Here is a 22,386-nt window from a genome sequence, read left to right on the forward strand (position 1 = left end):
TCATGAGTAAATTAGCCAACGTCTGGGTGTTCAGCGATAACGTAGAACGCTATGCAGAATTAATGGCCGGCGCTCGCCTGTGGGGTGAGCAGGTACACCTTATCGTACAAGGCAGCGACCAGGCCAATCAGTTGCAAGCCCTGGGCGCCGATAAGATAGTCGTGCTCGACGCAACCTCCGGTTTACAGCGTGTTGAAAATTACGCTGAGACCATCGCCGCCCTGATGCAGGAACACGCCGGGCTGCTGCTGATGTCCGCGACTAAACGAGCCAAATCCCTTGGCGCACGCTTAAGCATTCAGCTCAACGCAGCGATGGTGAACGACGCCACATCGGTAACGCTGGATGCAGGCATTTTGTTCGCCGAACACCGGATGTATGGTGGTCTGGCATTTGGCAAAGAAAAAATCAAAAGTACGCTGGCGATTATCACACTTGCTCCAGGCCAGCTTGAACCGGTCGCGGAAAATGCCTCGCACAACTGCCCGGTTGTCTCAGCAACGTACATCGCGCCGCACCATGAAGTGATGTGCCTGGAGCGTCGTGCCAAATCCGTGAGCAGCGTGGATCTCAGCAAAGCCAAGCGCGTGGTGGGTGTGGGTCGCGGTCTGGTGGCGCAAAACGATCTGGAAATGGTGCGCCAACTGGCATCGGTGCTGGGTGCTGAAGTGGGTTGTTCACGACCGATTGCCGAAGGCGAAAACTGGATGGAACGCGAACGCTACATTGGCGTTTCTGGCGTGTTATTGAAATCAGACCTGTATCTCACGCTGGGCATCTCAGGACAAATTCAGCATATGGTCGGCGGTAATGGCGCGAAAGTCATTGTCGCCATCAACAAAGATAAAAAAGCCCCTATTTTCAATTACGCCGATTACGGTCTGGTGGGCGACATCTACAAAGTGGTTCCGGCCCTTATCGACCATCTCAGCCGCTAATCCCGTTAACGCACATCTCCCGCTGCCCTCGCGGCGGGAAAGGAGCATAAAGCATGTCAGATGAAAAATTTGATGCCATTGTGGTCGGTGCTGGTGTAGCGGGTACAATGGCAGGTTACGTTATGGCCCGGGCCGGACTGGACGTACTGGTCATCGAGCGCGGCAACAGTGCGGGCAGTAAAAATATGACCGGCGGGAGACTCTACGCGCACAGCCTTGAGCGCATCATGCCCGGATTCGCGCAGGAAGCGCCTCTCGAACGTAAAGTCACCCGCGAAAAAATCTCCTTCCTGACCGAAGAGAGCGCCGTTACCCTCGACTTCCATCGTGAAAAAGACAACGCGCCAGCGCAGGACTCTTATACCGTTTTGCGCAACCGGCTTGACCCATGGCTAATGGAAAAAGCGGAACAGGCTGGCGTGCAGTTCATCCCCGGCGTGCGCGTCGACGCGCTAATTCGCGAAGGCAATAAGGTCACCGGAGTGCAAGCCGGGGACGATATCCTTGAAGCCAATATTGTCATCCTAGCCGATGGCGTTAATTCTATGCTGGGACGGTCGCTGGGAATGGTTCCCCCCTCTTCTGCACAGCACTATGCCGTTGGCGTAAAAGAGCTGATCGGCTTACCGTCGGCGGTGATTGCGGATCGGTTCAATCTGTCAGGCAACGAAGGTGCAGCCTGGCTGTTCGCAGGCTCACCGTCTGATGGACTGATGGGAGGCGGATTTCTGTATACCAACCAGGATTCCATCTCTCTGGGCCTGGTGTGTGGTCTGGGGGATATTGCCCATGCCACGAAAAGCATTCCGCAAATGCTGGAAGACTTTAAGCGACACCCGACTATTCGTCCGCTGATTGCCGGCGGTGAACTGCTGGAGTATTCCGCACATATGGTACCGGAAGGCGGTCTGGCAATGGTTCCGAAGCTGGTTGATGACGGGGTAATGATCGTCGGCGATGCCGCTGGTTTCTGTCTGAATCTGGGTTATACCGTGCGCGGCATGGATTTGGCGATAGCTTCCGCAGAAGCCGCCGCCCAAACAGCCATTGCAGCAAAAGAACGCCAGGATTACTCGGCCAGTAGCCTGATGGATTACAAACGCGCCCTCGAACAGGGCTGTGTGATGCGTGATTTACAGCATTTTCGCAAGATCCCGGCGCTGATGGAAAACCCGCGCCTGTTCACCCAGTATCCCCGCATGGTGGCCGATATCATGAACGATATGTTTACCGTCGACGGAAGCCCAAATCAGCCCGTTCGCAAGATGATCATGTCCCATGCCAGGCAAATTGGGCTGATAAACTTACTGAAAGACGGCATCAAGGGGGCCACCGCACTATGAATCAGGACACTAACGTTAACGTCGACGTCAAACTGGGCGTCAATAAATTTAATGTTGATGAAGGCCACCCGCACATCATTCTGGCTGAACATCCCGACCTTAATGAATTTCGCAAGTTGCTGAAAGCCTGCCCCGCCGGACTGTATAAACAGGATGAGAGTGGAAATATTCATTTTGATTCCGCAGGCTGCCTGGAGTGCGGCACCTGCCGGGTGCTGTGCGGTGACACGATCCTCACACAATGGGAATACCCGCTCGGAACATTTGGCGTTGATTTCCGCTACGGCTAACGGATTTTGCATGTTTTACGCCGGATTGGCCCCGCCTGGCCATCCGGTCAGATGTATGCCGAAATAATCCTGGGAATAACTTCATGAGTATCACACTTACGTTTAACGCCGAACGTCGCCAGGCCTGGCGACAACTGGGTTTATGGGGAGATGCTTCGCTTGGCGATTACTGGCACCAAACCGCCAGAGCCATGCCGGATAAAATCGCCGTGGTTGATAATCATGGCGCTTCATATACCTACGCTGCACTCGACGATGCTGCCAGCAGTCTGGCAACCTGGTTTGTAGCCTGCGGGATCCAACCCGGCGATCGCATTGCCTTTCAGTTGCCTGGCTGGTGCGAGTTCACCATTATCTATCTGGCCTGCCTGAAAACCGGAGCCGTTTCCGTACCACTGCTGCCTGCCTGGCGCGAAGCGGAACTGGTGTGGGTACTGAACAAATGCAAAGCGAAGATTTTTTTCGCACCGACGTTGTTTAAACAGACCCGACCGGTTGATCTGATCCTCCCCTTGCAAAACCAGTTGCCGCATCTGCAACAGATTGTCGCCGTAGATAAACTGGCACCGGCCACCGCCTCGCTGGCGTTCAGCCAACTGCTTCAGGCTCCGCCATTAACCCAGGTTATTAACGTTCACGCCGATGAACTGACTGCCGTGCTGTTTACCTCCGGGACCGAGGGAATGCCGAAAGGCGTAATGTTAACCCACAACAATATCCTTGCCAGCGAACGCGCCTACTGTGCCCGACTCAATCTCACCTGGCAGGATGTGTTTTTGATGCCCGCCCCACTGGGACACGCTACCGGTTTTTTGCATGGCGTTACCGCGCCGTTTTTAATCGGCGCACGCAGCGTATTGTTGGATATATTCACCCCAACCGCCTGTCTTGAACTGCTCGAGCAACAACGCTGTACCTGCGTGCTCGGTGCAACCCCCTTCGTCTACGACATGTTGTGTAGCCTGGAAAAACGGCCCTGTGATCTCACATCACTACGTTTTTTCTTATGCGGTGGCACCACTATTCCGCAAAAGATTGCCCGTGACTGCCAACAGCGCGGCATTAAATTGTTAAGCATCTATGGTTCGACGGAGAGCTCGCCGCATGCGCTGGTCAATCTCGACGATTCACTTTCACGCATGATGAACACCGATGGATATGCCGCCGCAGGCGTTGAAATTAAAGTCGTCGATGAAGAGCGCAATACGTTGCCTGCAGGGATCGAAGGTGAAGAGGCCTCGCGTGGTCCCAATGTTTTTATGGGCTACCTCGATGAGCCTGAACTAACCGCCCGCGCGCTGGATAAAGATGGCTGGTATTACAGTGGCGACTTATGCCGCATGGACGAAGCGGGATACATCAAAATAACTGGGCGTAAAAAAGATATTATTGTGCGCGGTGGGGAAAACATCAGCAGCCGCGAAGTGGAGGATATTTTATTACAGCATCCGCGCATTCATGATGCCTGCGTTGTCGCGATGCCAGACGATCGGCTAGGTGAAAGGTCGTGCGCTTATGTGGTACTGAAACCGCCGCATCATTCGCTGTCGCTGGAATCAGTGGTGGCCTTTTTTAGCCGCAAACGGGTGGCAAAGTATAAATATCCGGAACACATCGTCATTGTCGAAACGTTACCGCGCACGGCGTCAGGCAAGGTACAAAAATACCAGCTGCGTCAGGATATCATTCAGCGTTTAAGCGTGGAGAGTGTGGAAAGCGTTGAAGGGTAAAGTACCGGATGGCGATGCTAACACCTCTAATCCGGCCTACGTTGCATACTAACCGTAGGCCGGATAAGGCATTTACGCCACCATCCGGCATGATGTTACTTCTTCAGTTCAGCCAGGCTCAGCCAGGTCTGCACGACGGTGTCCGGGTTCAGCGACAGACTGTCGATCCCCTCTTCCATCAGCCAGGCGGCGAAGTCTTCGTGATCGGATGGACCCTGACCGCAAATACCCACGTATTTGCCCTGCTTCTTGGCTGCACGAATCGCCATCGACAGCAGCGCTTTCACCGCGTCGTTACGCTCATCAAACAGTTCAGATACCACACCAGAGTCACGGTCCAGTCCCAGCGCCAGCTGCGTCATGTCGTTTGAACCGATGGAGAAGCCGTCAAAGTACTCAAGGAACTGCTCGGCCAGCAAGGCGTTGGACGGGATCTCGCACATCATGATGATCTTCAGTCCGTTCTCACCGCGTTTCAGCCCCTGACGCGCCAGCTCTTCCACTACCGCTTTCGCCTGGGCAACGGTACGTACAAACGGGACCATCACTTCAACGTTAGTCAGGCCCATATCGTTACGGACACGTTTCACTGCGTCACATTCCAGCGCGAAACAGTCGCGGAAGCTATCAGCAATGTAACGGCCCGCCCCGCGGAAGCCCAGCATCGGGTTCTCTTCATGCGGCTCATAACGCTCACCGCCGACGAGGTTGGCATATTCGTTGGACTTAAAGTCTGACATACGCACGATAACGCGTTTTGGATAGAACGCTGCACCCAGCGTGGCAATCCCTTCCGTCAGACGACCAACGTAGAATTCACGCGGGGAATCAAAACCTTTCATCATGCCGCGGATTTCGTTTTGCAGCTCAGGCGTCTGGTCATCGAACTCCAGCAACGCACGCGGGTGTACGCCAATCATGCGGTTGATGATAAATTCCAGACGCGCCAGGCCGACACCTTCGTTTGGCAGACAGGCGAAGTCGAAAGCCCGGTCCGGGTTACCCACGTTCATCATCACCTTCAACGGCAGATCCGGCATGGTTTCCACGCTGGAACTCTTCACGCTGAAGTCGAGCATCTCAGCATAAACATAACCGGTATCGCCCTCGGCACAGGAGACAGTGACTTTCTCACCGTCCTTCATACGCTCGGTGGCATCACCACAGCCAACCACGGCCGGGATCCCCAGTTCACGGGCAATGATCGCCGCGTGGCAGGTACGACCGCCACGGTTGGTGACAATCGCCGCCGCTTTCTTCATGATCGGTTCCCAGTCCGGGTCGGTCATGTCGGTAACCAGGACGTCGCCAGGTTCGATACGGTTCATTTCGCTGATGTCCTGAATGACTTTGACCGGACCCGCGCCAATGCGGTGACCGATAGCACGACCTTCAGCAATAATTTTACCCTGAGCATGCAGCGTATAACGCTCCATCACCTGGCCGCGCGAGCGCACGGTTTCCGGACGCGCCTGCACAATGAACAGCTTGCCGGTATGACCGTCTTTCGCCCATTCGATGTCCATCGGACGACCGTAGTGCTTCTCGATCTGTACCGCCTGCTTCGCCAGCTCCTGCACTTCTTCGTTGGTCAGGGAGAAAATGTCGCGCTGCTCCTGCGGTACATCTTCAATCGTCACCTGCTTGCCATGTTCCTGGGTTGGCGCGTAGACCATACGGATTTTTTTCGAACCCATTGTGCGACGGACGATCGCCGGACGGTTTGCCGCCAGAGTCGGTTTGTGCACGTAGAATTCATCCGGGTTAACGGCACCCTGCACTACCATCTCGCCCAGGCCCCATGCGGAAGTGATGAACACCACCTGATCGAAACCGGATTCGGTATCGATGGAGAACATTACGCCGGAAGACGCGAGGTCTGAGCGCACCATCCGCTGAACGCCAGCAGAGAGCGCCACGCCACGATGGTCATAACCCTGGTGAACGCGATAAGAGATTGCTCGGTCGTTAAACAGCGAGGCAAAGACGTGTTTGATAGCAACCAGTACGGCATCAAATCCCTGGACGTTGAGGAAGGTTTCCTGCTGACCAGCAAATGACGCATCTGGCATATCTTCTGCGGTGGCGGAAGAGCGCACGGCAAAAGAGGCATGGGCATCGTCTGCTGACAGCTGCGCGTAGGCATCGCGGACGGCATTTTCCAGCTCCGGCTGGAAAGGAGTGTCGATAATCCACTGGCGGATCTGTGCGCCGGCTTTCGCAAGCTCGGTGACATCGTCAATATCCGTTTTATCCAGCAGCTCATAAATGCGCTGGTTTACACCGCTCTGGTCCAGAAACTGGTTAAACGCATCGGCGGTCGTTGCAAAACCATTCGGTACGGAAACACCCATACCGGAAAGGTTAGTAATCATTTCACCCAGGGAGGCATTTTTGCCCCCAACTCTGTCTACATCATTCATGCCGAGTTGGTTATACCAAAGCACCAGCGGTGACGAGCCATTGTTGGACATCGAACAATCCTTATATATGAACGAGGTTAGGAAACTCAATTTTGCGTAATTATCTTTGCATATTTACTTCAGCGAAAAAAACGGTGAATCGTTCAAGCAACTTTATTTTTTATTTTTTCAGATTGTTTCCGCATTTGCGCAAACCCGCGAGCCACAGGGGATCACCACAAAAACTACCGGTATAAACATTTGTTCCGAAAAATGAAATGTACTTTTCAGTAAATATAAAAATACCGTTTCATTTTACAAAATAGATGCAGCAATATTCGCTTCTGGCGAATTTTAATTTATGCTTTCAGAGAATTATGTCAGCCCCAGGATGAGCAAAATGGATAATGCTGTTGATCGTCACGTATTTTATATTTCTGATGGTACGGCCATCACCGCCGAGGTATTGGGCCACGCGGTAATGTCGCAATTTCCGGTTACGATCAGCAGCATTACGCTGCCGTTTGTGGAAAATGAGAGTCGTGCGCGAGCGGTTAAAGACCAGATTGACGCGATCTATCAACAAACTGGCGTGCGCCCTTTGGTGTTTTACTCTATCGTTTTGCCGGAAATTCGCTCGATCATTTTGCAAAGCGAAGGATTTTGTCAGGATATCGTGCAGGCGTTGGTTGCCCCACTGCAGCAAGAGATGAAGCTCGATCCTACGCCGATCGCCCATCGTACCCACGGCCTGAACCCCGGCAACCTTAACAAGTACGACGCGCGCATTGCCGCCATTGATTACACCCTCGCCCATGACGACGGTATTTCGTTGCGCAACCTCGATCAGGCGCAGGTGATCCTGCTTGGCGTTTCCCGTTGCGGTAAAACCCCGACCAGTTTGTATCTGGCCATGCAGTTTGGCATTCGCGCGGCCAACTACCCCTTTATTGCCGATGATATGGATAATCTGGTGCTGCCAGCGTCCCTGAAGCCGTTACAGCATAAATTGTTCGGCCTGACCATCGACCCTGAGCGCCTGGCAGCCATCCGCGAAGAGCGCCGGGAAAACAGCCGCTACGCCTCGATGCGCCAGTGCCGGATGGAGGTTGCTGAGGTGGAAGCGCTATACCGGAAAAACCAGATTCCATGGCTGAACAGTACCAATTATTCGGTAGAAGAGATTGCTACCAAGATCCTCGACATCATGGGGCTGAATCGCCGCATGTACTAGAATGCTAGTACATTGGTTCGATTTTTTGTTATTATGCTCGCCACCAGGCAGGATGAGTATGATATTGTGATATACATCACTTCCCGGTAGTCCTGCCGTTGAAGCAACAAATTTCTGAGACAAGTAATGAACAGAACCGATGAACTCCGTACTGCGCGTATTGACAACCTGGTCACTCCAGCAGAGCTTGCGCAACGGCATCCTGTTTCGTCCTCCGTCGCCCGTCATGTTACGGACTCCCGACGCCGGATAGAAAAAATATTAAATGGTGAAGACGCTCGTTTACTGGTGATCGTAGGTCCCTGCTCGATTCACGATCTTGATGCCGCCATGGAATACGCGACGCGTTTACAGGCGCTGCGCGAAAAACATCAGGCGCGTCTGGAAATCGTGATGCGCACTTATTTTGAAAAACCGCGCACCGTAGTGGGCTGGAAAGGCTTAATTTCCGACCCAGATTTAAACGGCAGCTACCGCGTGAACCACGGCATTGAACTGGCGCGCAAACTGCTGTTGCAGGTCAATGAACTGGGCCTACCCACGGCAACAGAATTCCTCGACATGGTGACCGGTCAGTTTATTGCCGATTTAATCAGTTGGGGAGCCATTGGCGCACGCACCACCGAAAGCCAGATCCACCGTGAAATGGCCTCTGCGCTTTCCTGCCCGGTCGGCTTTAAAAACGGTACGGATGGCAATACGCGTATTGCCGTCGATGCGATTCGCGCCTCCCGTGCCAGCCATATGTTCCTCTCTCCGGATAAAACCGGCCAGATGACCATTTATCAGACCAGCGGTAATCCTTACGGGCATATCATCATGCGCGGCGGTAAAAAGCCGAATTATTATGCTGAAGATATTGCCGCCGCCTGCGATACCCTGCACGAATTTTCCCTGCCTGAACATCTGGTGGTCGATTTTAGCCATGGCAATTGCCAGAAGCAGCATCGTCGTCAGTTGGACGTTTGTGATGATGTGTGCCAGCAAATTCGCAATGGTTCGACGGCGATTGCCGGGATTATGGCGGAGAGTTTCCTGCGTGAAGGTACGCAAAAAATCGTTAGCGGCCAGCCGCTGGTTTACGGCCAGTCCATTACCGACCCGTGCCTGAACTGGGAAGATACTGAACTGCTGGTTGAAAAACTCGCCTCTGCGGTTGATAGCCGTTTTTAATGCTGTTCGCCGGGTAACATCACGTTGCCCGGTGCTAATCCTTTGTTTTCCCCCTCCTTATTGTACAAAATCTATTCTCGTCACAATTATTTCACAAAAAGGCTTGCCGCAATTTTGCAGTTTGATGATAATGATTATCATTGTTAAATTGATTGTTATTTTTAAACACTATTCACGTATGGATAACACAACAACGCCCGCAAAAGAAAAAACACCGCCTGCCGTCGCGCCAAACGAGCGCCGAATTGACAGTAAAAGTCTGCTGGGCAAAGAGGGGCGCGTGATCATAGAACACGATGGTCAGCTCTATCTGCTGCGCCAGACACAAGCCGGAAAACTCATTCTGACCAAATAAACACCACTTTTCGCCAGCCACCCAGGTAGTACCCAGGCAGCCAGCGCTTTTCGATTTCCTAATGGAGAGTTGCTATGCCACACCTGCACACTGCATCCCTGCGCCCTTCGCTCTTGGCGCTGGCGATTATCAGTAACCTGCCCGCCGTCGCGTATGCGGCGGTAGAAGATATGACCGTCACCGCTACCGGCAATGCCCGTAGTGCTTTTGAAGCACCGATGATGGTCAGCGTGATTGATGCCACCGCGCCGGAAAACCAGACCGCCAGCTCAGCAGCCGACCTGTTGCGTACGGTTCCGGGCCTGACCCTTGACGGCACCGGTCGCACTAACGGCCAGGACGTGAATCTGCGCGGCTACGATCGACGTGGCGTTCTGGTGCTGGTTGATGGCGTTCGTCAGGGAACCGACACCGGACACCTGAACAGTACCTTCCTCGATCCGGCGCTGATCAAACGCATCGAGGTCGTCCGTGGCCCTTCTGCACTGCTGTACGGTAGCGGCGCGTTAGGTGGTGTGATCGCCTATGACACTGCGGATGCCAAAGATCTGCTGGAAGCCGGACAAAACAGCGGTTATCGCGTGTTCGGTACCGCGGCAACTGGCGATCACAGCCTCGGTATGGGCGCCAGCGCGTTTGGTCGCAGCGATACGCTGGACGGACTGCTTGCCTGGTCCAGTCGCGATCGCGGTGATTTGCGCCAGAGCAACGGTACCACGGCACCAAACGACGAAGCGATTAACAATATGCTGGCGAAAGGCAGCTGGAAAATTGACAGCGCCCAGACGCTGGCCGGCTCGCTGCGTTACTACAACAATGACGCCCGTGAACCTAAAAACCCGCAAACCAGCGCGGCGGATGCCACCAGCAACCCGATGACCGATCGCTCAACCATCCAGCGCGACGCGCAACTGACCTACTCGATTGCTCCAGCCGACAATGACTGGTTGAACGCGGATGCCCGCGTCTACTGGTCCGAAGCACGCATTAATGCGCAAAACACGGATAACACCGGCGAGTTTCGCAAACAAACCACCAAAGGCGGCAAAATCGACAACCGCAGCCGCCTGTTTACCGACTCTTTTGCATCTCATTTGCTGACCTACGGCGGGGAATACTATCGTCAGGAACAACAGCCAGGCGGCGCAACCACCGGTTTCCCGGAGGCAAAAATCGATTTCAGCTCCGGTTGGTTACAAGATGAAATCACCCTGCGCGACCTGCCGGTTACGCTGCTGGGCGGTACCCGTTATGACTCTTATCGCGGCAGCAGCGACGGCTATGAAGATGTCGATGCCGATAAATGGTCGTCCCGCGCCGGGCTCACCGTTGCGCCAACCGACTGGCTGATGCTGTTCGGTTCATACGCTCAGGCCTTCCGTGCGCCGACCATGGGCGAGATGTATAACGATGCGAAACACTTCTCGATTGGCCGTTTTTACACCAACTACTGGGTGCCGAACCCTAACCTACGCCCTGAAACCAACGAAACCCAGGAATACGGATTTGGCCTGCGCTTTGACGATCTGTTGATGGCGAGCGATGCGCTCGAATTTAAAGCCAGCTATTTCGACACCAAAGCGAAAGATTACATCTCCACCAGCGTCGACTTTGCCGCCGCGACAACCATGTCCTATAACGTCCCCAACGCCAAAATCTGGGGCTGGGACGTGATGGCGAAATATTCCGCCGATCTGTTCAGCCTCGACATGGCCTATAACCGTACGCGCGGCAAAGATACAGACACCGGCGAATACATTTCCAGCATTAACCCGGATACCGTCACCAGCAAACTGAACGTGCCGGTTGCGCACAGCGGTTTCTCCGTTGGCTGGATAGGTACCTTTGCTGACCGTTCAACGCATATCAGCAGCAGCTACACGAAACAGCCCGGTTATGCGGTAAACGATTTCTACGTGAGCTATCAGGGCCAACAAGCGCTGAAAGGCATGACCACCACGCTGGTACTGGGCAACGCCTTCGACAAAGAGTACTGGTCGCCGCAGGGCATTCCGCAGGATGGTCGTAATGGCAAAATTTTCGTGAGTTATCAGTGGTAATCACTTTTCCCCGGTTCGCCGGGGCAGCAATCTGGAAGGAAGAGACAATGAATCATTACACACGCTGGCTGGAACTGAAGAAAGAAAATCCTGGCAAATACGCACGTGATATTGCGGGATTGATGAATATTAGCGAAGCCGAACTGACCTTCGCGCGCGTTGGTCATGACGCCTGGCGCTTACGGGGCGAAGTGCGTGAAATCCTCGGCGCACTGGAAGCCGTCGGCGAAACCAAATGTATATGCCGCAACGAATATGCGGTGCATGAGCAGGTTGGTGCGTTTACCAATCAGCACCTGAACGGTCATGCCGGACTGGTACTCAATCCGCGCGCCCTCGACCTGCGCCTGTTCCTCAATCAGTGGGCAAGCGTGTTCCATATCAGCGAAACAACCGCCCACGGTGAGCGTCAGAGCATTCAGTTCTTTGACCATCAGGGGGATGCGCTGCTGAAGGTCTATGCCACACAGAATACCCTCATTGAGGAATGGGCTGCGTTGCTGACCCGTTTCATCTTCGCTGAAAACCCGCCTCTGGCGCTGCAACCCGCCCCCCCTTCTACTCCAGCTACCGTCACGGTCGATGCGCAGACCGTGGATCAAGAGTGGCGAGCCATGACCGATGTACACCAGTTCTTCGGTCTGCTGAAACGCCACGATCTCACCCGCCAACAGGCGTTTAACCTGGTGGGCGACGATCTGGCCTGTAAAGTCGCAAATAGCGCATTGGCGCAGTTACTCGACACCGCGCGCCAGGATGGCAATGAAATTATGGTCTTTGTGGGTAATCGTGGCTGCGTACAGATTTTCACCGGTGTGATAGAAAAACTGGTGCCGATGAAAGGCTGGCTGAATATATTCAACCCGACATTTACCTTACACCTGCTGGAAGAGAGCGTGGCAGAAACATGGGTAACGCGCAAACCGACCGCCGATGGCCACGTCACCAGCCTGGAACTGTTTGCTGCCGACGGCACGCAAATCGCCCAGTTGTATGGTCAACGAACGGAAGGCGAACCGGAGCAGACGCAATGGCGCGCGCAAATTGACGCACTGACGCCGAAAGGGCTGGCCGCATGAAAAAACTGCTGGTCCTGATTGCGCTACTGCCCATCGTCGCGATGGCTGCGTCCAGGGAACGGGTTGTTGCTCTCGGTGGCGATGTCACCGAGATTGTATACGCACTGGGAGCACAGTCTTCCCTTGTGGCGCGAGACAGCACCAGCCAGTGGCCTGAAGCAGCAAACGCCCTACCTGATGTCGGTTATTTGCGCCAACTCAACGCCGAAGGGATCCTTGCCACCCGTCCTACGCTGGTCCTTGCCAGCGCGCAGGCGCAACCCTCTCTGGCGCTAAAACAGCTCGAACAGAGCAACGTCAGGGTTGTGACGATCCCGGCAAGCAACGCGCTTAATGTGATTGATGAAAAAATTCGCGTCATCGCCGAAGCCACCCATAGGGAGGCCGATGGCGAAACGCTGCGCACCCGCTTACGTCAGGAACTGGCGGCGTTGCCGTCATCTGAACTTAACAAACGAGTGTTGTTTATTCTCAATCATGGCGGGATGACCGCGATGGCAGCGGGCCAGCAAACCGCAGCCGATGCGGCTATTCGTGCCGCCGGTTTGCGCAACGCAATGCAGGGTGTTAACCGCTATCAGCCGCTGTCGCAGGAAGGTGTCATTGCCAGCCAGCCCGATCTGGTGGTGATTTCACAGGACGGCGTTAAGGCGATGGGTGGCGAAGATAACCTGTGGGCGCTGCCGGGCCTGGCGCAGACGCCTGCCGGACGAAATAAACAGGTATTGCAGGTTGACGATATGGCGCTGCTCGGCTTTAGCGTACGCACCCCGCAGGCCATTTTGCAGCTTCGCGCTAAAGCTGAGCAATTGCCCTGATGTCGCGACGTATCCGTTGTTCTTTGTGGACACTCGCACTCATGTTGGTCGTGATGACAATTATGGCTACCGGTTTTGGCGCGTTGCGCCTGCCGGTAAGTTTGCTGTGGCGTGATGGCGATGAGGCACTGCGTCAAATCTGGCTCACCATTCGCCTGCCCCGCGTCCTGCTGGCGCTGGTGATTGGCGGTTCTCTGGCGCTCGCGGGCTGCGTGATGCAGGGCCTGTTTCGCAATCCGCTTGCCGATCCGGGATTACTGGGGATAAGCAGCGGTGCCGCCTGCGCCGTCGCCCTGTGGGTAGTGCTGCCGGTCTCTTTGCCCGCGCTGTTGATGCTGTACGCCCCCATGCTGGCCGCTTTTCTCGGTGCGCTGGCAGCTACGGTGGTTATTTTTATCCTTAGCCAACAGCGCGACGCTTCACTCTCACGTCTGCTGTTGGTCGGTATTGCCATCAACGCGCTGTGCGGGGCGGCGGTTGGCGTTCTGTCGTGGGTCAGTAATGACGCGCAACTGCGCCAGCTGTCGCTATGGGGGATGGGCAGTCTGGGGGCCGCGCAATGGTCCACGCTGCTGGCTGTCACTTCATTGACTGTACCGACGGTGCTGATCATCTGGCGTCTGGCACCGGCGCTGAACCTGCTGCAGTTAGGTGAGGAAGAGGCGCATTACCTCGGCGTAGATGTGCGTACCGTTCAGCGTGTTTTGCTACTTTGTAGCGCATTGCTGGTTGCCGCAGCCGTGGCGGTAAGCGGCGTAATAGGCTTCATCGGGCTGGTTATCCCGCATCTGATGCGCATGTGGCTCGGCTCAGACCATCGGGCCGTTATCCCAGGTTCCGTGCTGGCGGGCGCATTTTTATTGCTGATAGCCGACACGCTGGCCCGTACGGCGGTTGCGCCTGCGGAAATGCCGGTCGGTTTGCTAACCAGTCTTCTGGGCGCACCGTGGTTTTTATGGCTTATTTTTCGTCAACGAGGACCGCATGGCTGAACATTTCATCGCTGAAGGGCTTCACTATCGCGTCGCGGGCAGAGCGGTGATTGACGACGTCTCTCTTGCTCTCGAAAAAGGTGAACTGGTGGCGCTCATCGGCCCAAATGGTGCGGGGAAATCCACCCTGCTGCGCCTGCTGACCGGTTTTCTGAAACCGGCTACAGGGCGCTGCGTGCTGGCGGGTAAACCGCTGGATGAATGGCATACCCAAACACTGTCGCGGCATCGGGCGGTGATGCGCCAGCAAACGCAACTGGGATTTGACTGGCCGGTAGAGGCCGTCATCGCGATGGGGCGTGCGCCCTGGACCTCGCGGTCGGAACCTCGACTTATCGCTCAGGTGATGGAAATGACCGGATGTACACCGCTGGCGGGCCGGCAATACGCCGCGCTTTCCGGCGGCGAGCAACAGCGAGTACAGTTAGCCCGTGCATTGGCGCAACTTTGGTGCGACGGCGCGCCTCGCGGCTGGTTATTCCTTGATGAACCGACCTCTGCGCTGGATCTTTACCACCAGCAGCATCTGTTGCGCTTGCTGAAGACGCTTACCGCTTCACAAGAGCTGCATGTGTGCATTGTGCTTCACGATCTGAATCTCGCCGCACTGTGGGCAGACAGAATAGTGTTGCTGCACAACGGCAGGCTGGTGTCGCAGGGAACGCCAGAGGCCGTGTTACAGGCCGATGACCTGAAGCGCTGGTATGGCGCGCAGGTACACGTTGGCCAGCATCCGGCCAACGGATCCCCGCAGGTGTTTCTGGCCCCTTAGCTTGAACAGCTCACCTCCAGCCGTTTGCCCCAGTCAGGTGGACGGCTGACATAGTCATCATCACGATCGACAAATGGGGTACGCAACGCTTCGTGTAACCGATGCAGCTCAGCGTAATCCCCCTGCTCTGCCTGATTAATCGCCCGTTGCGCCAACCAGTTACGTAATACCATCGCCGGATTAGCCGCCTTCATCTGCGTTTGTCTGACTACGTCGGCAATGTTGTCTTGCTGCAGGCGTGAGCGATACCGCGTGAACCAGTCGTCAAACGCTGCGCGGTCGATAAACTCATCGCGCAGCGGGGATTGCGCGCTGTGTTGCTCCGTCTGACTGAGCATGCGAAACGTTCGGGTATAGTCGCTTCTTTCCCGCGCCATCAGGTTAAACAGTTCACTAAGCAGTTCGTTATCGTTTTTTTGCTCGCTAAAGAAGCCAAGCTTTTGTCGCATCCGCTGACCGTAGCGAGTTAACAGCGCCAGTTGATAACTGTCCAGCGCATCATTAAGCGCCTCGACCGGGATAAATGGCGACAGAGTCTGCGCCAGACGTTGCAGGTTCCAAAGCGCCGCGGCCGGTTGATTATCGAAACTGTATCGCCCCTGGTTGTCTGAGTGGTTGCAGATAAAATCGGGCACGTAGTCATCAAGGAAACCGAATGGGCCGTAATCCATCGTCAGTCCCAGAATCGACATGTTGTCCGTGTTCATGACACCATGCGCAAATCCCACCGCCTGCCAGTCTGCGATTAACGTCGCAGTACGCGTGACAACATCGTTAAACCACAGCTGATACTTATCGGCTTCTTCCTGCCATTGCGGCCAATAATAGCGAATCGCAAAGTCAGCCAACTGGCGCACTTTTTCCGGCTCGCGGCGATAGTAAAAATGCTCAAAATGGCCAAAGCGCAGATGGCTTTGCGCCACGCGAATGAGCATCGCCCCTGATTCTACCGTTTCGCGATACACCGGCGTGTCGCTGGTAACAATCGACAATGCCCGCGTGGTCGGTATTCCCAGGTAATGCATCGCTTCGCTGGCCAGGCTTTCGCGAATTGTCGAGCGCAGTACGGCGCGACCATCCCCCATACGGGAATAAGGCGTAAGTCCGGCGCCTTTCAGGTGCCAGTCACACGTTGAGCCGTCAGCGAGCTGTTGTTCGCCCAACAGGATCCCGCGTCCATCGCCAAGCTGGCCCGCCCAGACGCCAAATTGATGTCCGCTATAAACTTGCGCTAAAGGCGACATCCCGGGAAGCAACGATTCACCGCCCCAAACACCGGCTCCGGTTGGAATATCAAATAGTGTCTCTGGAATAGCTAATTGCTCCGCCAGCGCATCGTTATGCCAGATCAGGCGCGCGTTTTTCAGGGGAGTGGGTGAAAGTGCTGTATAGGTTGCTGGTAATTCATCACGCCAGCGGGTGGTAAAAGACAGGGTCATAGGGCCTCCTGTCTCTAGTGTAGACGGTTAAAAGCCTGTTAAACACCAGCAAATATGAGGGTTATATCTTCACGAGCGAAATTATCTGCGCGGGAGGCACAGCAGGCCACAGCGCGCCCTGCATGGCGCTGAATCCCAGAGGCAGTACGCGCGCTAACATCTCGGGTGTATCAATACCGCTAATGATAATTGACTCACTGCTGGGAAATAGCTGTGCCAGGATAGCCCGCATAAATGGCTCAAACGAAATATGTGTAATCCTTTGTTGAACAAAGTTTTTATCGAGCACGACGCGTTTGAACAGCCCATCAAAAATTGCCCGGTTTGATATGCCGCCAGCACCATAGTTTGTCAGTACTAATGGAAATCGCGCCGCCAGTGCAGCCAGCGTTGGATTCGCTTTTCCATTATTTAACTCTGGATAGTTTTCATTAATAGCCAGTTCCAGAAATGACAATCGTTCAACTTGTGAAGCAAATTTAGCATCTGATAATAAAGTATTAGCAATTGCCGGCGTTAAATTAATCCAGGCAGAAACCTTTCGTTGAATAAAAAAATGTAGGCACGTTTCGATTAATTCAAGCTTTTCGGTAAATAAGCGACATTGCTCTTCGTCCGACATCCGAGGTAGGACCAGCTCGGTGGGTATACGCACATCCCCCTGCGCACTGGCAAAACTGGTAATGATATCTACGTATTCAAGATCGCCTTTTTCGTTTCTCGCAGGGAGAAAAGAGAACTCTGAATGGTAAAGAGTATCCATTGAAACAATCATCGTGCCAGCCCCTCTGCATAGGTGTTATCCGGCATCCTGTAGCAAAGGATGGAGAAATACGTTATTGCTGATGCAAGTAGAGGCCCTTTCATTTTTCCCTTTATAGCCAGTAAATCGAATCCCTTTTTTTTAGCTTATCCTGATTATAAGCGAATATCCAGCTTTGCACTTTTTAATATCTCGGAATAAATCATATTTTTAGCAAGATACGCTCTTAATGTTCAGGGGTATTGTCCGGCTGGCGGCAGAAATAAGAAGTTACTAACAAATGGAAATGTCGAGGCTGCTCAGCCGTAGGCAGCCTCGTGACTGATGAGGATTAAATACGTCGCGCCTGCCAAAAGTTTTTGCGCCAGTAAACGTTGTCCAGTGATGAGCGCATCACACCACGGCTGGTTGAGGCATGAATAAATTGATTATTGGTATCGTAAATTCCGACATGCAGACCGCTTTCCCCAGACCCGGTTTTAAAGAACACCAGATCGCCGGGCAGCAAATCATCTTTATCAATTTCGGTACCAATCTTTGATTGCGTGCGCGTATCACGCGGGAGTTGCAGATCGAATTTATCGCGCATTGTCATCAATACAAATCCAGAACAATCCACTCCGCTACGGCTCATGCCGCCATAACGATAGGGTGTGCCATGCCAGGTTTGTAGCTGGTCATTAAGCCCGGCGATAACGGCGATAGAATCCGACAAGCGGGCATTTGGCGCAGGAGCACGATGGCTGCTGCAGCCCGCCAAAAACAATGCTGTGATGAAAAGAAGCCAAAAGCGCATTCAGGACGAATCCTCTGAATTATATTTTTATGCCAATTTAGCGTGGAAATTATATGATTTTCAAGAACCCATTTAACTTAAGTGGTTGATATGAGCATTCTGTGGCCTTCAATATCCAAACGACGGAAGTTCACGCCATAAGCCGCAGCCAGATTGGCTGGCGTTAGTACCGTATCACGAGCACCACTGGCAAGCAGCTTCCCGCGTTTGAGGAGCCAGGCCTTGTGCGCATGACGTAAGGTATGATTAAGGTCATGGCTGCTCATTACAATCGCGATGCCCTGTAAACACAGCTGACCCAGCATCCGGTCCAGCGCATTTTGTTGCGCCACGTCCAGGCTGTTCATCGGCTCATCCAGCAGTAAAAGCTGGCCGAATGGATTCGCTTGTGGGCAAATCTGCAGGATAACCGCAGCCAGGCGCACGCGCTGCCACTCACCGCCGGAGAGCTGATTCACGCTGCGTCCCAGCTTATCCCCAAGCCCAAGCGCATCGGCGACTTCTTGTAACAAATCGGTGCGTGCTTTATCGGGTTGATGCAGCGTCAGAAAATGCCAGACCGGCATCGCAAACGGCGGGTTTTGCTGTTGCGCAAGATAAGCGCGATATTGCGCCAGCTTTGCTGCCGGCCATTCCTCCAATGACACATCACCAAAGGTGATGCTGCCCTTGCCGGTCGTCAGCCCCGCCATTCGCGCCAACAGCGTGCTCTTTCCTGCGCCGTTAGGTCCCACTAAATGCAAGATCTCCCCTGCTTTTATCTCACCAGAAAGCGGGCCGAGTCGGGTCGATTCTGCTACGTCCTGTAGCTGCATCAATCGAGACATTAGTTTGCCAGCGCCGTCTTGATGGATTGCACCAGAACAGGATCCTCAGGCGTCATATCGGGTGAAAATCGTTGCAGTACCTGACCATCCCGACCCACTAAAAACTTCTCGAAATTCCACAGAATATCGTCCGGGTAGAGCGGCGCCCGACCTTTACTCGCCATACGCTCATAGAATCCACTATCCGCAGGCGCGACGGCGGTTGGCGCGGCATCAATCAGTTTCTGATACAGCGGATGGCGTCCCTCGCCGTTGACCTCAATTTTGCTGAACATCGGGAAGGTAACGCCCCAGGTGGTACTGCAGTACGTTTTTATTTCCTCTTCACTGCCCGGCTCCTGGCCCAGAAACTGGTTGCAGGGGAACCCAAGAACGATAAAGCCCTGCTGATGCCAGGCTTTCTGCAGATTCTCCAGTTGCTCATATTGCGGCGTTAGCCCACATTTTGAAGCAACGTTGACGATTAACAGCACATTTCCGGCATACGGCTGTAGTGAGGTCACCTCGCCGTCGATGGTCGTCACGTCTGTATCGAGGATAGTGTTTTGCATAGCATCTCCAGAACAACAGGTGGATTTTAGTTTTTAATCATAGACCGAATCAACGCGTTCTAGCGCGCGGCTTTTAACAATAGCCAGATAAATACCGGTGCGCCCATGGTGGCTGTCACCACGCCAATTGGCAGCTCAGCCGAGGCCAGCACCAGACGCGCGACAACATCAGCCAACAGTAATACGATAGCGCCAGCCAACGCGCAGCCCGGCAGTAACACGCGATGATCGGTTAAGCCGCACAGCCGCAGAATATGTGGGATCACAAGCCCAATAAAGCCAATCGCTCCCGCTAGAGCCACGCTTACGCCAACCATCCAGCCTGTGGCGACCACCAGCAGGTTGCGCCAGAACCATAATGGCAATCCCAACTGACGTGCAGAAGTCTCCCCCAGCGCCAGCATATTCATCGGCTGCGACTGACAGCATATCCACACCAGCACCGGAATCAACGCCACCATGAGCCAGGCCTGATGCCAGTCAACGCCGCCAAAGCCCCCCATCATCCAGTACATTAGCTGTCGCAAATCAAAAGAAGTGGAGAAGTAGATGGCCCATGTCATCAGCGCGCTACAGATAATGCCCAGCGCCACCCCCGCCAACAGCAGACGGCTGGTAGACAAATGACGGCGGGCAAAACGGAGCAGAATAAGCGTGATAATCAGCGCCCCAGCGATGGCGCATAAACCCAACGCCCAGCCGGGGAGCTGACCCTGCCCCAGCAGCACCGCCGCAATGAGCCCGACTCCCGCGCCATTAGACACGCCCAGTAATCCAGGCTCTGCGAGCGGGTTTTCAAAGAGAGCTTGCATCACTGCGCCAGATAAGGCCAACGCAGCACCTACCAGCAAAACGGCGAGGGTACGGGGAAATCGGATTTGCCAGACGAACAGATCGCCGCGGGCGCTGAACCAGTCGCCGGGGGCGATCCACTGTTCTCCTGCGCATAAGCTAATCACGAGCATGACCAATAGCAACAGCGATAAAGTGCCTAACCAGTATCGGTCTCGCCGACGTTGTAATTGTGCAAAAGGTTGCATGTTTATACTTTTTTTATGGGTTATCTCATTAATTTTACGATGAAAGCAAAAAACATGGAAGGAAGCTCTACCGCAAATGAGGCAATGGCCCAAAACAACATGAACCTTAGTCTTTTGCATAATGCAATGCTGGCAGCAATACCAGGTAGTCGCTGTCATTATTAATATCGTTCCTGAGATTAAATAAATAACCACAACCGGACAAGATGTCCGGTTGCAGAAGTTTTGTGTGATTGTCTTCTCATCAATACGTAAATATATTGTGTAGTCTTCATATCATCATAACACCCTCAGGAATTATCTTATGGATATAATTCTTTCGCTTATTGCTGGTGCAATTATTGGTTTCATATTTACATTAATAAAACTCCCCATTCCAGCCCCTACTGTCTGGCCTGGTGTATTTGGTATCATCGGTGTACTTAGTGGTAATCAGATCTTTAACTATTTATTCAACAAATAAATTCATTCACCAAAAAAAATTAACGCATAGACAAAATAAAATTATTACATGGACCTCTCATCACATTCATGAAAAGTGAGGATTAGATGCCCTGTCGTTACAAAAAACAGCGTCTTCGCTATATTTTAACACTACTCAAAAAACAAGGAAGTGTAAAAATATCATCTCTTGTTAAGGTACTTGATGTTACGGAAAGAACACTCCGCCGCGACATCAATGACCTCGTAAAAACAGGACATGTCCGCTCATGCTATGGAGGTGCTGTATATAATCACGACAATGCATTCCCATTATATGAGAACAACTCTCTTTATTTGCACCAAAACATCATCATTAACCAATCAAAGATCGAACGAGAAATATCAATGAACGAAAACAATGGGAAAGTTTACATCCTGGGTTCATTTAATACCGACTTAGTCTATCGGCTTCACCGCTTTCCTATTTCAGGGGAAACCACGCGCGCGCTTTTTTCCTGTTGTTTACCCGGAGGAAAAGGCAGCAACCAGGCGATATCATCCGCACAAGCCAATGCTCGCACTTATTTTACAGTCAAATTAGGTGAAGATGAGTTTTCAACTAAAGCCCAGCATTTTTTAAATGGCGTAGGATTAGAAAAGCTAACCATCTTTACCAAAAATGATGCACCAACCGGCAGTGCCGTAGTGATGATATCCGAAGAGGCTGGCGATAATGTAATCGTTATTAATCCAGGGGCTAATCAGGAAATAACAAGTGAAGAAATTATATCCTGTTATGACGAGATTGGCACCGCCAATGTTTTTTTGACGCAGATGGAAAACAATCCTGACGCTACAGCTCAAGCTATTAAGTTCGCACATGCCGCAGGAGTGATGACAATCCTGAATCCAGCGCCATGGCGCAAGGAGGTGACAGACCTTCTCCGCTGGACACACATCCTGACCCCAAACCTCACAGAAGCAGAGGCGATTATTGGCAAGGCTATTCGTACGCCAGACGATATTCGTCTGGCCGCCGAAACCATGCACCAAATGGGACCACAATATATTCTAATTACGTTAGGCAAAGATGGGTGCTGGTTATTTGATGGTTCTACTCACCAACAGTTCCCGGCATATCCCGCCGTTAATATTGATACATCCGGCGCCGGTGATGCATTTAATGGTGCACTCGCGGCACGACTTGCCTGTGGAGAAAATATTGCCAGCGCAATTCATTACGCCTGTGTATTTGCAGCACTGGCCGTAGAGCGTGAAGGTGCAGCCAATATGCCATCCCATGAACTCGTATTAAAACGATTAGCTTGTACTAAATACTGATATTTACCTACCACCAAAAT

Annotated in this window: 21 protein-coding genes; 14 read left to right on the plus strand and 7 right to left on the minus strand. The window is 53.2% G+C overall.

The genetic code is table 11. The annotated features are described in order from the left end of the window. The first annotated feature begins 2 nt into the window (after positions 1 to 2). The 4 genes from HV334_RS13685 (at position 3) to fadK (ending at position 4,301) form a co-directional block, all read left to right on the plus strand. The gene (locus tag HV334_RS13685; protein ID WP_016152889.1) at positions 3 to 938 is read left to right on the plus strand and encodes an electron transfer flavoprotein subunit alpha; all 936 of its coding nucleotides are present in this window, start codon (positions 3 to 5) and stop codon (positions 936 to 938) included. Between the two features lie 53 nt (positions 939 to 991). Beyond that, positions 992 to 2,281: an FAD-dependent oxidoreductase gene (locus tag HV334_RS13690; protein ID WP_181220497.1), complete on the plus strand. Its 1,290-nt coding sequence runs from the start codon at positions 992 to 994 to the stop codon at positions 2,279 to 2,281. Next, the gene (locus HV334_RS13695) at positions 2,278 to 2,571 is read left to right on the plus strand and encodes a ferredoxin (protein WP_016152887.1); all 294 of its coding nucleotides are present in this window, start codon (positions 2,278 to 2,280) and stop codon (positions 2,569 to 2,571) included. Before HV334_RS13690 ends, HV334_RS13695 begins: the two co-directional genes overlap by 4 nt. Before the next feature lie 83 nt (positions 2,572 to 2,654). Next, positions 2,655 to 4,301 carry a medium-chain fatty-acid--CoA ligase gene (gene fadK, locus HV334_RS13700; RefSeq protein ID WP_181220498.1) on the plus strand — a complete coding sequence of 549 codons (1,647 nt, stop codon included), beginning with the start codon at positions 2,655 to 2,657 and terminating at the stop codon, positions 4,299 to 4,301. 95 nt (positions 4,302 to 4,396) lie between these two features. On the opposite strand, the gene ppsA is transcribed toward fadK, so the two are convergent. Beyond that, positions 4,397 to 6,775: a phosphoenolpyruvate synthase gene (ppsA, locus tag HV334_RS13705; protein ID WP_019076667.1), complete on the minus strand. Its 2,379-nt coding sequence runs from the start codon at positions 6,773 to 6,775 to the stop codon at positions 4,397 to 4,399. 328 nt (positions 6,776 to 7,103) lie between these two features. On the opposite strand from ppsA, the gene ppsR reads away from it, so the two are divergent. The 8 genes from ppsR to HV334_RS13745 all read left to right on the plus strand — a co-directional run bounded on the left by ppsR (position 7,104) and on the right by HV334_RS13745 (position 15,186). After that, a complete protein-coding gene (gene ppsR, locus HV334_RS13710; protein WP_016152884.1) occupies positions 7,104 to 7,937 on the plus strand; it encodes a posphoenolpyruvate synthetase regulatory kinase/phosphorylase PpsR in 834 nt (277 codons plus the stop codon). Positions 7,938 to 8,063: 126 nt separating this feature from the next. Then, positions 8,064 to 9,110: a 3-deoxy-7-phosphoheptulonate synthase AroH gene (gene aroH, locus HV334_RS13715; RefSeq protein ID WP_181220499.1), complete on the plus strand. Its 1,047-nt coding sequence runs from the start codon at positions 8,064 to 8,066 to the stop codon at positions 9,108 to 9,110. A gap of 178 nt (positions 9,111 to 9,288) precedes the next feature. Next, complete coding sequence (hemP, locus tag HV334_RS25495; RefSeq protein WP_137367684.1) at positions 9,289 to 9,465, plus strand: hemin uptake protein HemP; 177 nt, start codon at positions 9,289 to 9,291, stop codon at positions 9,463 to 9,465. Between the two features lie 74 nt (positions 9,466 to 9,539). Beyond that, positions 9,540 to 11,525 carry a TonB-dependent hemoglobin/transferrin/lactoferrin family receptor gene (locus HV334_RS13725; protein WP_047500312.1) on the plus strand — a complete coding sequence of 662 codons (1,986 nt, stop codon included), beginning with the start codon at positions 9,540 to 9,542 and terminating at the stop codon, positions 11,523 to 11,525. 47 nt (positions 11,526 to 11,572) lie between these two features. Continuing rightward, the gene (gene chuS, locus HV334_RS13730) at positions 11,573 to 12,604 is read left to right on the plus strand and encodes a hematinate-forming heme oxygenase ChuS (RefSeq protein ID WP_131345459.1); all 1,032 of its coding nucleotides are present in this window, start codon (positions 11,573 to 11,575) and stop codon (positions 12,602 to 12,604) included. Then, a complete protein-coding gene (locus HV334_RS13735) occupies positions 12,601 to 13,422 on the plus strand; it encodes a hemin ABC transporter substrate-binding protein (protein WP_101700822.1) in 822 nt (273 codons plus the stop codon). Before chuS ends, HV334_RS13735 begins: the two co-directional genes overlap by 4 nt. Continuing rightward, positions 13,422 to 14,414 (plus strand): iron ABC transporter permease, encoded by a 993-nt coding sequence (locus tag HV334_RS13740; protein ID WP_032947022.1) that lies wholly within the window; start codon positions 13,422 to 13,424, stop codon positions 14,412 to 14,414. Before HV334_RS13735 ends, HV334_RS13740 begins: the two co-directional genes overlap by 1 nt. After that, complete coding sequence (locus tag HV334_RS13745; RefSeq protein ID WP_181220500.1) at positions 14,407 to 15,186, plus strand: heme ABC transporter ATP-binding protein; 780 nt, start codon at positions 14,407 to 14,409, stop codon at positions 15,184 to 15,186. The genes HV334_RS13740 and HV334_RS13745 overlap by 8 nt, the downstream gene beginning before the upstream one ends. On the opposite strand, the gene selO is transcribed toward HV334_RS13745, so the two are convergent. The 6 genes from selO to btuC form a co-directional block, all read right to left on the minus strand. Then, positions 15,183 to 16,625 carry a protein adenylyltransferase SelO gene (selO, locus tag HV334_RS13750; RefSeq protein WP_181220501.1) on the minus strand — a complete coding sequence of 481 codons (1,443 nt, stop codon included), beginning with the start codon at positions 16,623 to 16,625 and terminating at the stop codon, positions 15,183 to 15,185. The two genes, HV334_RS13745 and selO, sit on opposite strands and share 4 nt — an antisense overlap. A 61-nt stretch (positions 16,626 to 16,686) precedes the next feature. After that, on the minus strand, positions 16,687 to 17,400 hold the full coding sequence (locus HV334_RS13755; protein ID WP_181220502.1) for an EAL domain-containing protein: 714 nt from the start codon (positions 17,398 to 17,400) through the stop codon (positions 16,687 to 16,689). Between the two features lie 319 nt (positions 17,401 to 17,719). Next, positions 17,720 to 18,184, minus strand: coding sequence for an NlpC/P60 family protein (locus HV334_RS13760; protein ID WP_003832591.1), 465 nt, complete (start codon positions 18,182 to 18,184; stop codon positions 17,720 to 17,722). A gap of 77 nt (positions 18,185 to 18,261) precedes the next feature. Then, on the minus strand, positions 18,262 to 19,011 hold the full coding sequence (gene btuD, locus HV334_RS13765; protein WP_181220503.1) for a vitamin B12 ABC transporter ATP-binding protein BtuD: 750 nt from the start codon (positions 19,009 to 19,011) through the stop codon (positions 18,262 to 18,264). Beyond that, positions 19,011 to 19,562 (minus strand): glutathione peroxidase, encoded by a 552-nt coding sequence (locus HV334_RS13770; protein ID WP_181220504.1) that lies wholly within the window; start codon positions 19,560 to 19,562, stop codon positions 19,011 to 19,013. The genes btuD and HV334_RS13770 overlap by 1 nt, the downstream gene beginning before the upstream one ends. A gap of 59 nt (positions 19,563 to 19,621) precedes the next feature. Continuing rightward, on the minus strand, positions 19,622 to 20,602 hold the full coding sequence (gene btuC, locus HV334_RS13775) for a vitamin B12 ABC transporter permease BtuC (protein ID WP_032931198.1): 981 nt from the start codon (positions 20,600 to 20,602) through the stop codon (positions 19,622 to 19,624). A gap of 304 nt (positions 20,603 to 20,906) precedes the next feature. Between btuC and HV334_RS13780 the strand changes: the two genes are divergently transcribed. Then, a complete protein-coding gene (locus HV334_RS13780; RefSeq protein WP_049268801.1) occupies positions 20,907 to 21,065 on the plus strand; it encodes a DUF1427 family protein in 159 nt (52 codons plus the stop codon). Positions 21,066 to 21,151: 86 nt separating this feature from the next. After that, positions 21,152 to 22,366, plus strand: coding sequence for a PfkB family carbohydrate kinase (locus tag HV334_RS13785; protein ID WP_181220505.1), 1,215 nt, complete (start codon positions 21,152 to 21,154; stop codon positions 22,364 to 22,366). Positions 22,367 to 22,386: the final 20 nt, after the last annotated feature.

It is taken from the genome of Citrobacter sp. RHBSTW-00944, assembly GCF_013615435.1.
Taxonomy (GTDB): domain Bacteria; phylum Pseudomonadota; class Gammaproteobacteria; order Enterobacterales; family Enterobacteriaceae; genus Citrobacter; species Citrobacter braakii.

Excerpts from the sequence above, each read along its gene's own strand:
- HV334_RS13685 (WP_016152889.1), top strand. The coding sequence starts at position 3 with ATGAGTAAATTAGCCAACGTCTGGGTGTTCAGCGATAACGTAGAACGC.
- HV334_RS13690 (WP_181220497.1), top strand. The coding sequence starts at position 992 with ATGTCAGATGAAAAATTTGATGCCATTGTGGTCGGTGCTGGTGTAGCG.
- HV334_RS13695 (WP_016152887.1), top strand. The coding sequence starts at position 2,278 with ATGAATCAGGACACTAACGTTAACGTCGACGTCAAACTGGGCGTCAAT.
- fadK (WP_181220498.1), top strand. The coding sequence starts at position 2,655 with ATGAGTATCACACTTACGTTTAACGCCGAACGTCGCCAGGCCTGGCGA.
- ppsA (WP_019076667.1), bottom strand. The coding sequence starts at position 6,775 with ATGTCCAACAATGGCTCGTCACCGCTGGTGCTTTGGTATAACCAACTC.
- ppsR (WP_016152884.1), top strand. The coding sequence starts at position 7,104 with ATGGATAATGCTGTTGATCGTCACGTATTTTATATTTCTGATGGTACG.
- aroH (WP_181220499.1), top strand. The coding sequence starts at position 8,064 with ATGAACAGAACCGATGAACTCCGTACTGCGCGTATTGACAACCTGGTC.
- hemP (WP_137367684.1), top strand. The coding sequence starts at position 9,289 with ATGGATAACACAACAACGCCCGCAAAAGAAAAAACACCGCCTGCCGTC.
- HV334_RS13725 (WP_047500312.1), top strand. The coding sequence starts at position 9,540 with ATGCCACACCTGCACACTGCATCCCTGCGCCCTTCGCTCTTGGCGCTG.
- chuS (WP_131345459.1), top strand. The coding sequence starts at position 11,573 with ATGAATCATTACACACGCTGGCTGGAACTGAAGAAAGAAAATCCTGGC.
- HV334_RS13735 (WP_101700822.1), top strand. The coding sequence starts at position 12,601 with ATGAAAAAACTGCTGGTCCTGATTGCGCTACTGCCCATCGTCGCGATG.
- HV334_RS13740 (WP_032947022.1), top strand. The coding sequence starts at position 13,422 with ATGTCGCGACGTATCCGTTGTTCTTTGTGGACACTCGCACTCATGTTG.
- HV334_RS13745 (WP_181220500.1), top strand. The coding sequence starts at position 14,407 with ATGGCTGAACATTTCATCGCTGAAGGGCTTCACTATCGCGTCGCGGGC.
- selO (WP_181220501.1), bottom strand. The coding sequence starts at position 16,625 with ATGACCCTGTCTTTTACCACCCGCTGGCGTGATGAATTACCAGCAACC.
- HV334_RS13755 (WP_181220502.1), bottom strand. The coding sequence starts at position 17,400 with ATGATTGTTTCAATGGATACTCTTTACCATTCAGAGTTCTCTTTTCTC.
- HV334_RS13760 (WP_003832591.1), bottom strand. The coding sequence starts at position 18,184 with ATGCGCTTTTGGCTTCTTTTCATCACAGCATTGTTTTTGGCGGGCTGC.
- btuD (WP_181220503.1), bottom strand. The coding sequence starts at position 19,011 with ATGTCTCGATTGATGCAGCTACAGGACGTAGCAGAATCGACCCGACTC.
- HV334_RS13770 (WP_181220504.1), bottom strand. The coding sequence starts at position 19,562 with ATGCAAAACACTATCCTCGATACAGACGTGACGACCATCGACGGCGAG.
- btuC (WP_032931198.1), bottom strand. The coding sequence starts at position 20,602 with ATGCAACCTTTTGCACAATTACAACGTCGGCGAGACCGATACTGGTTA.
- HV334_RS13780 (WP_049268801.1), top strand. The coding sequence starts at position 20,907 with ATGGATATAATTCTTTCGCTTATTGCTGGTGCAATTATTGGTTTCATA.
- HV334_RS13785 (WP_181220505.1), top strand. The coding sequence starts at position 21,152 with ATGCCCTGTCGTTACAAAAAACAGCGTCTTCGCTATATTTTAACACTA.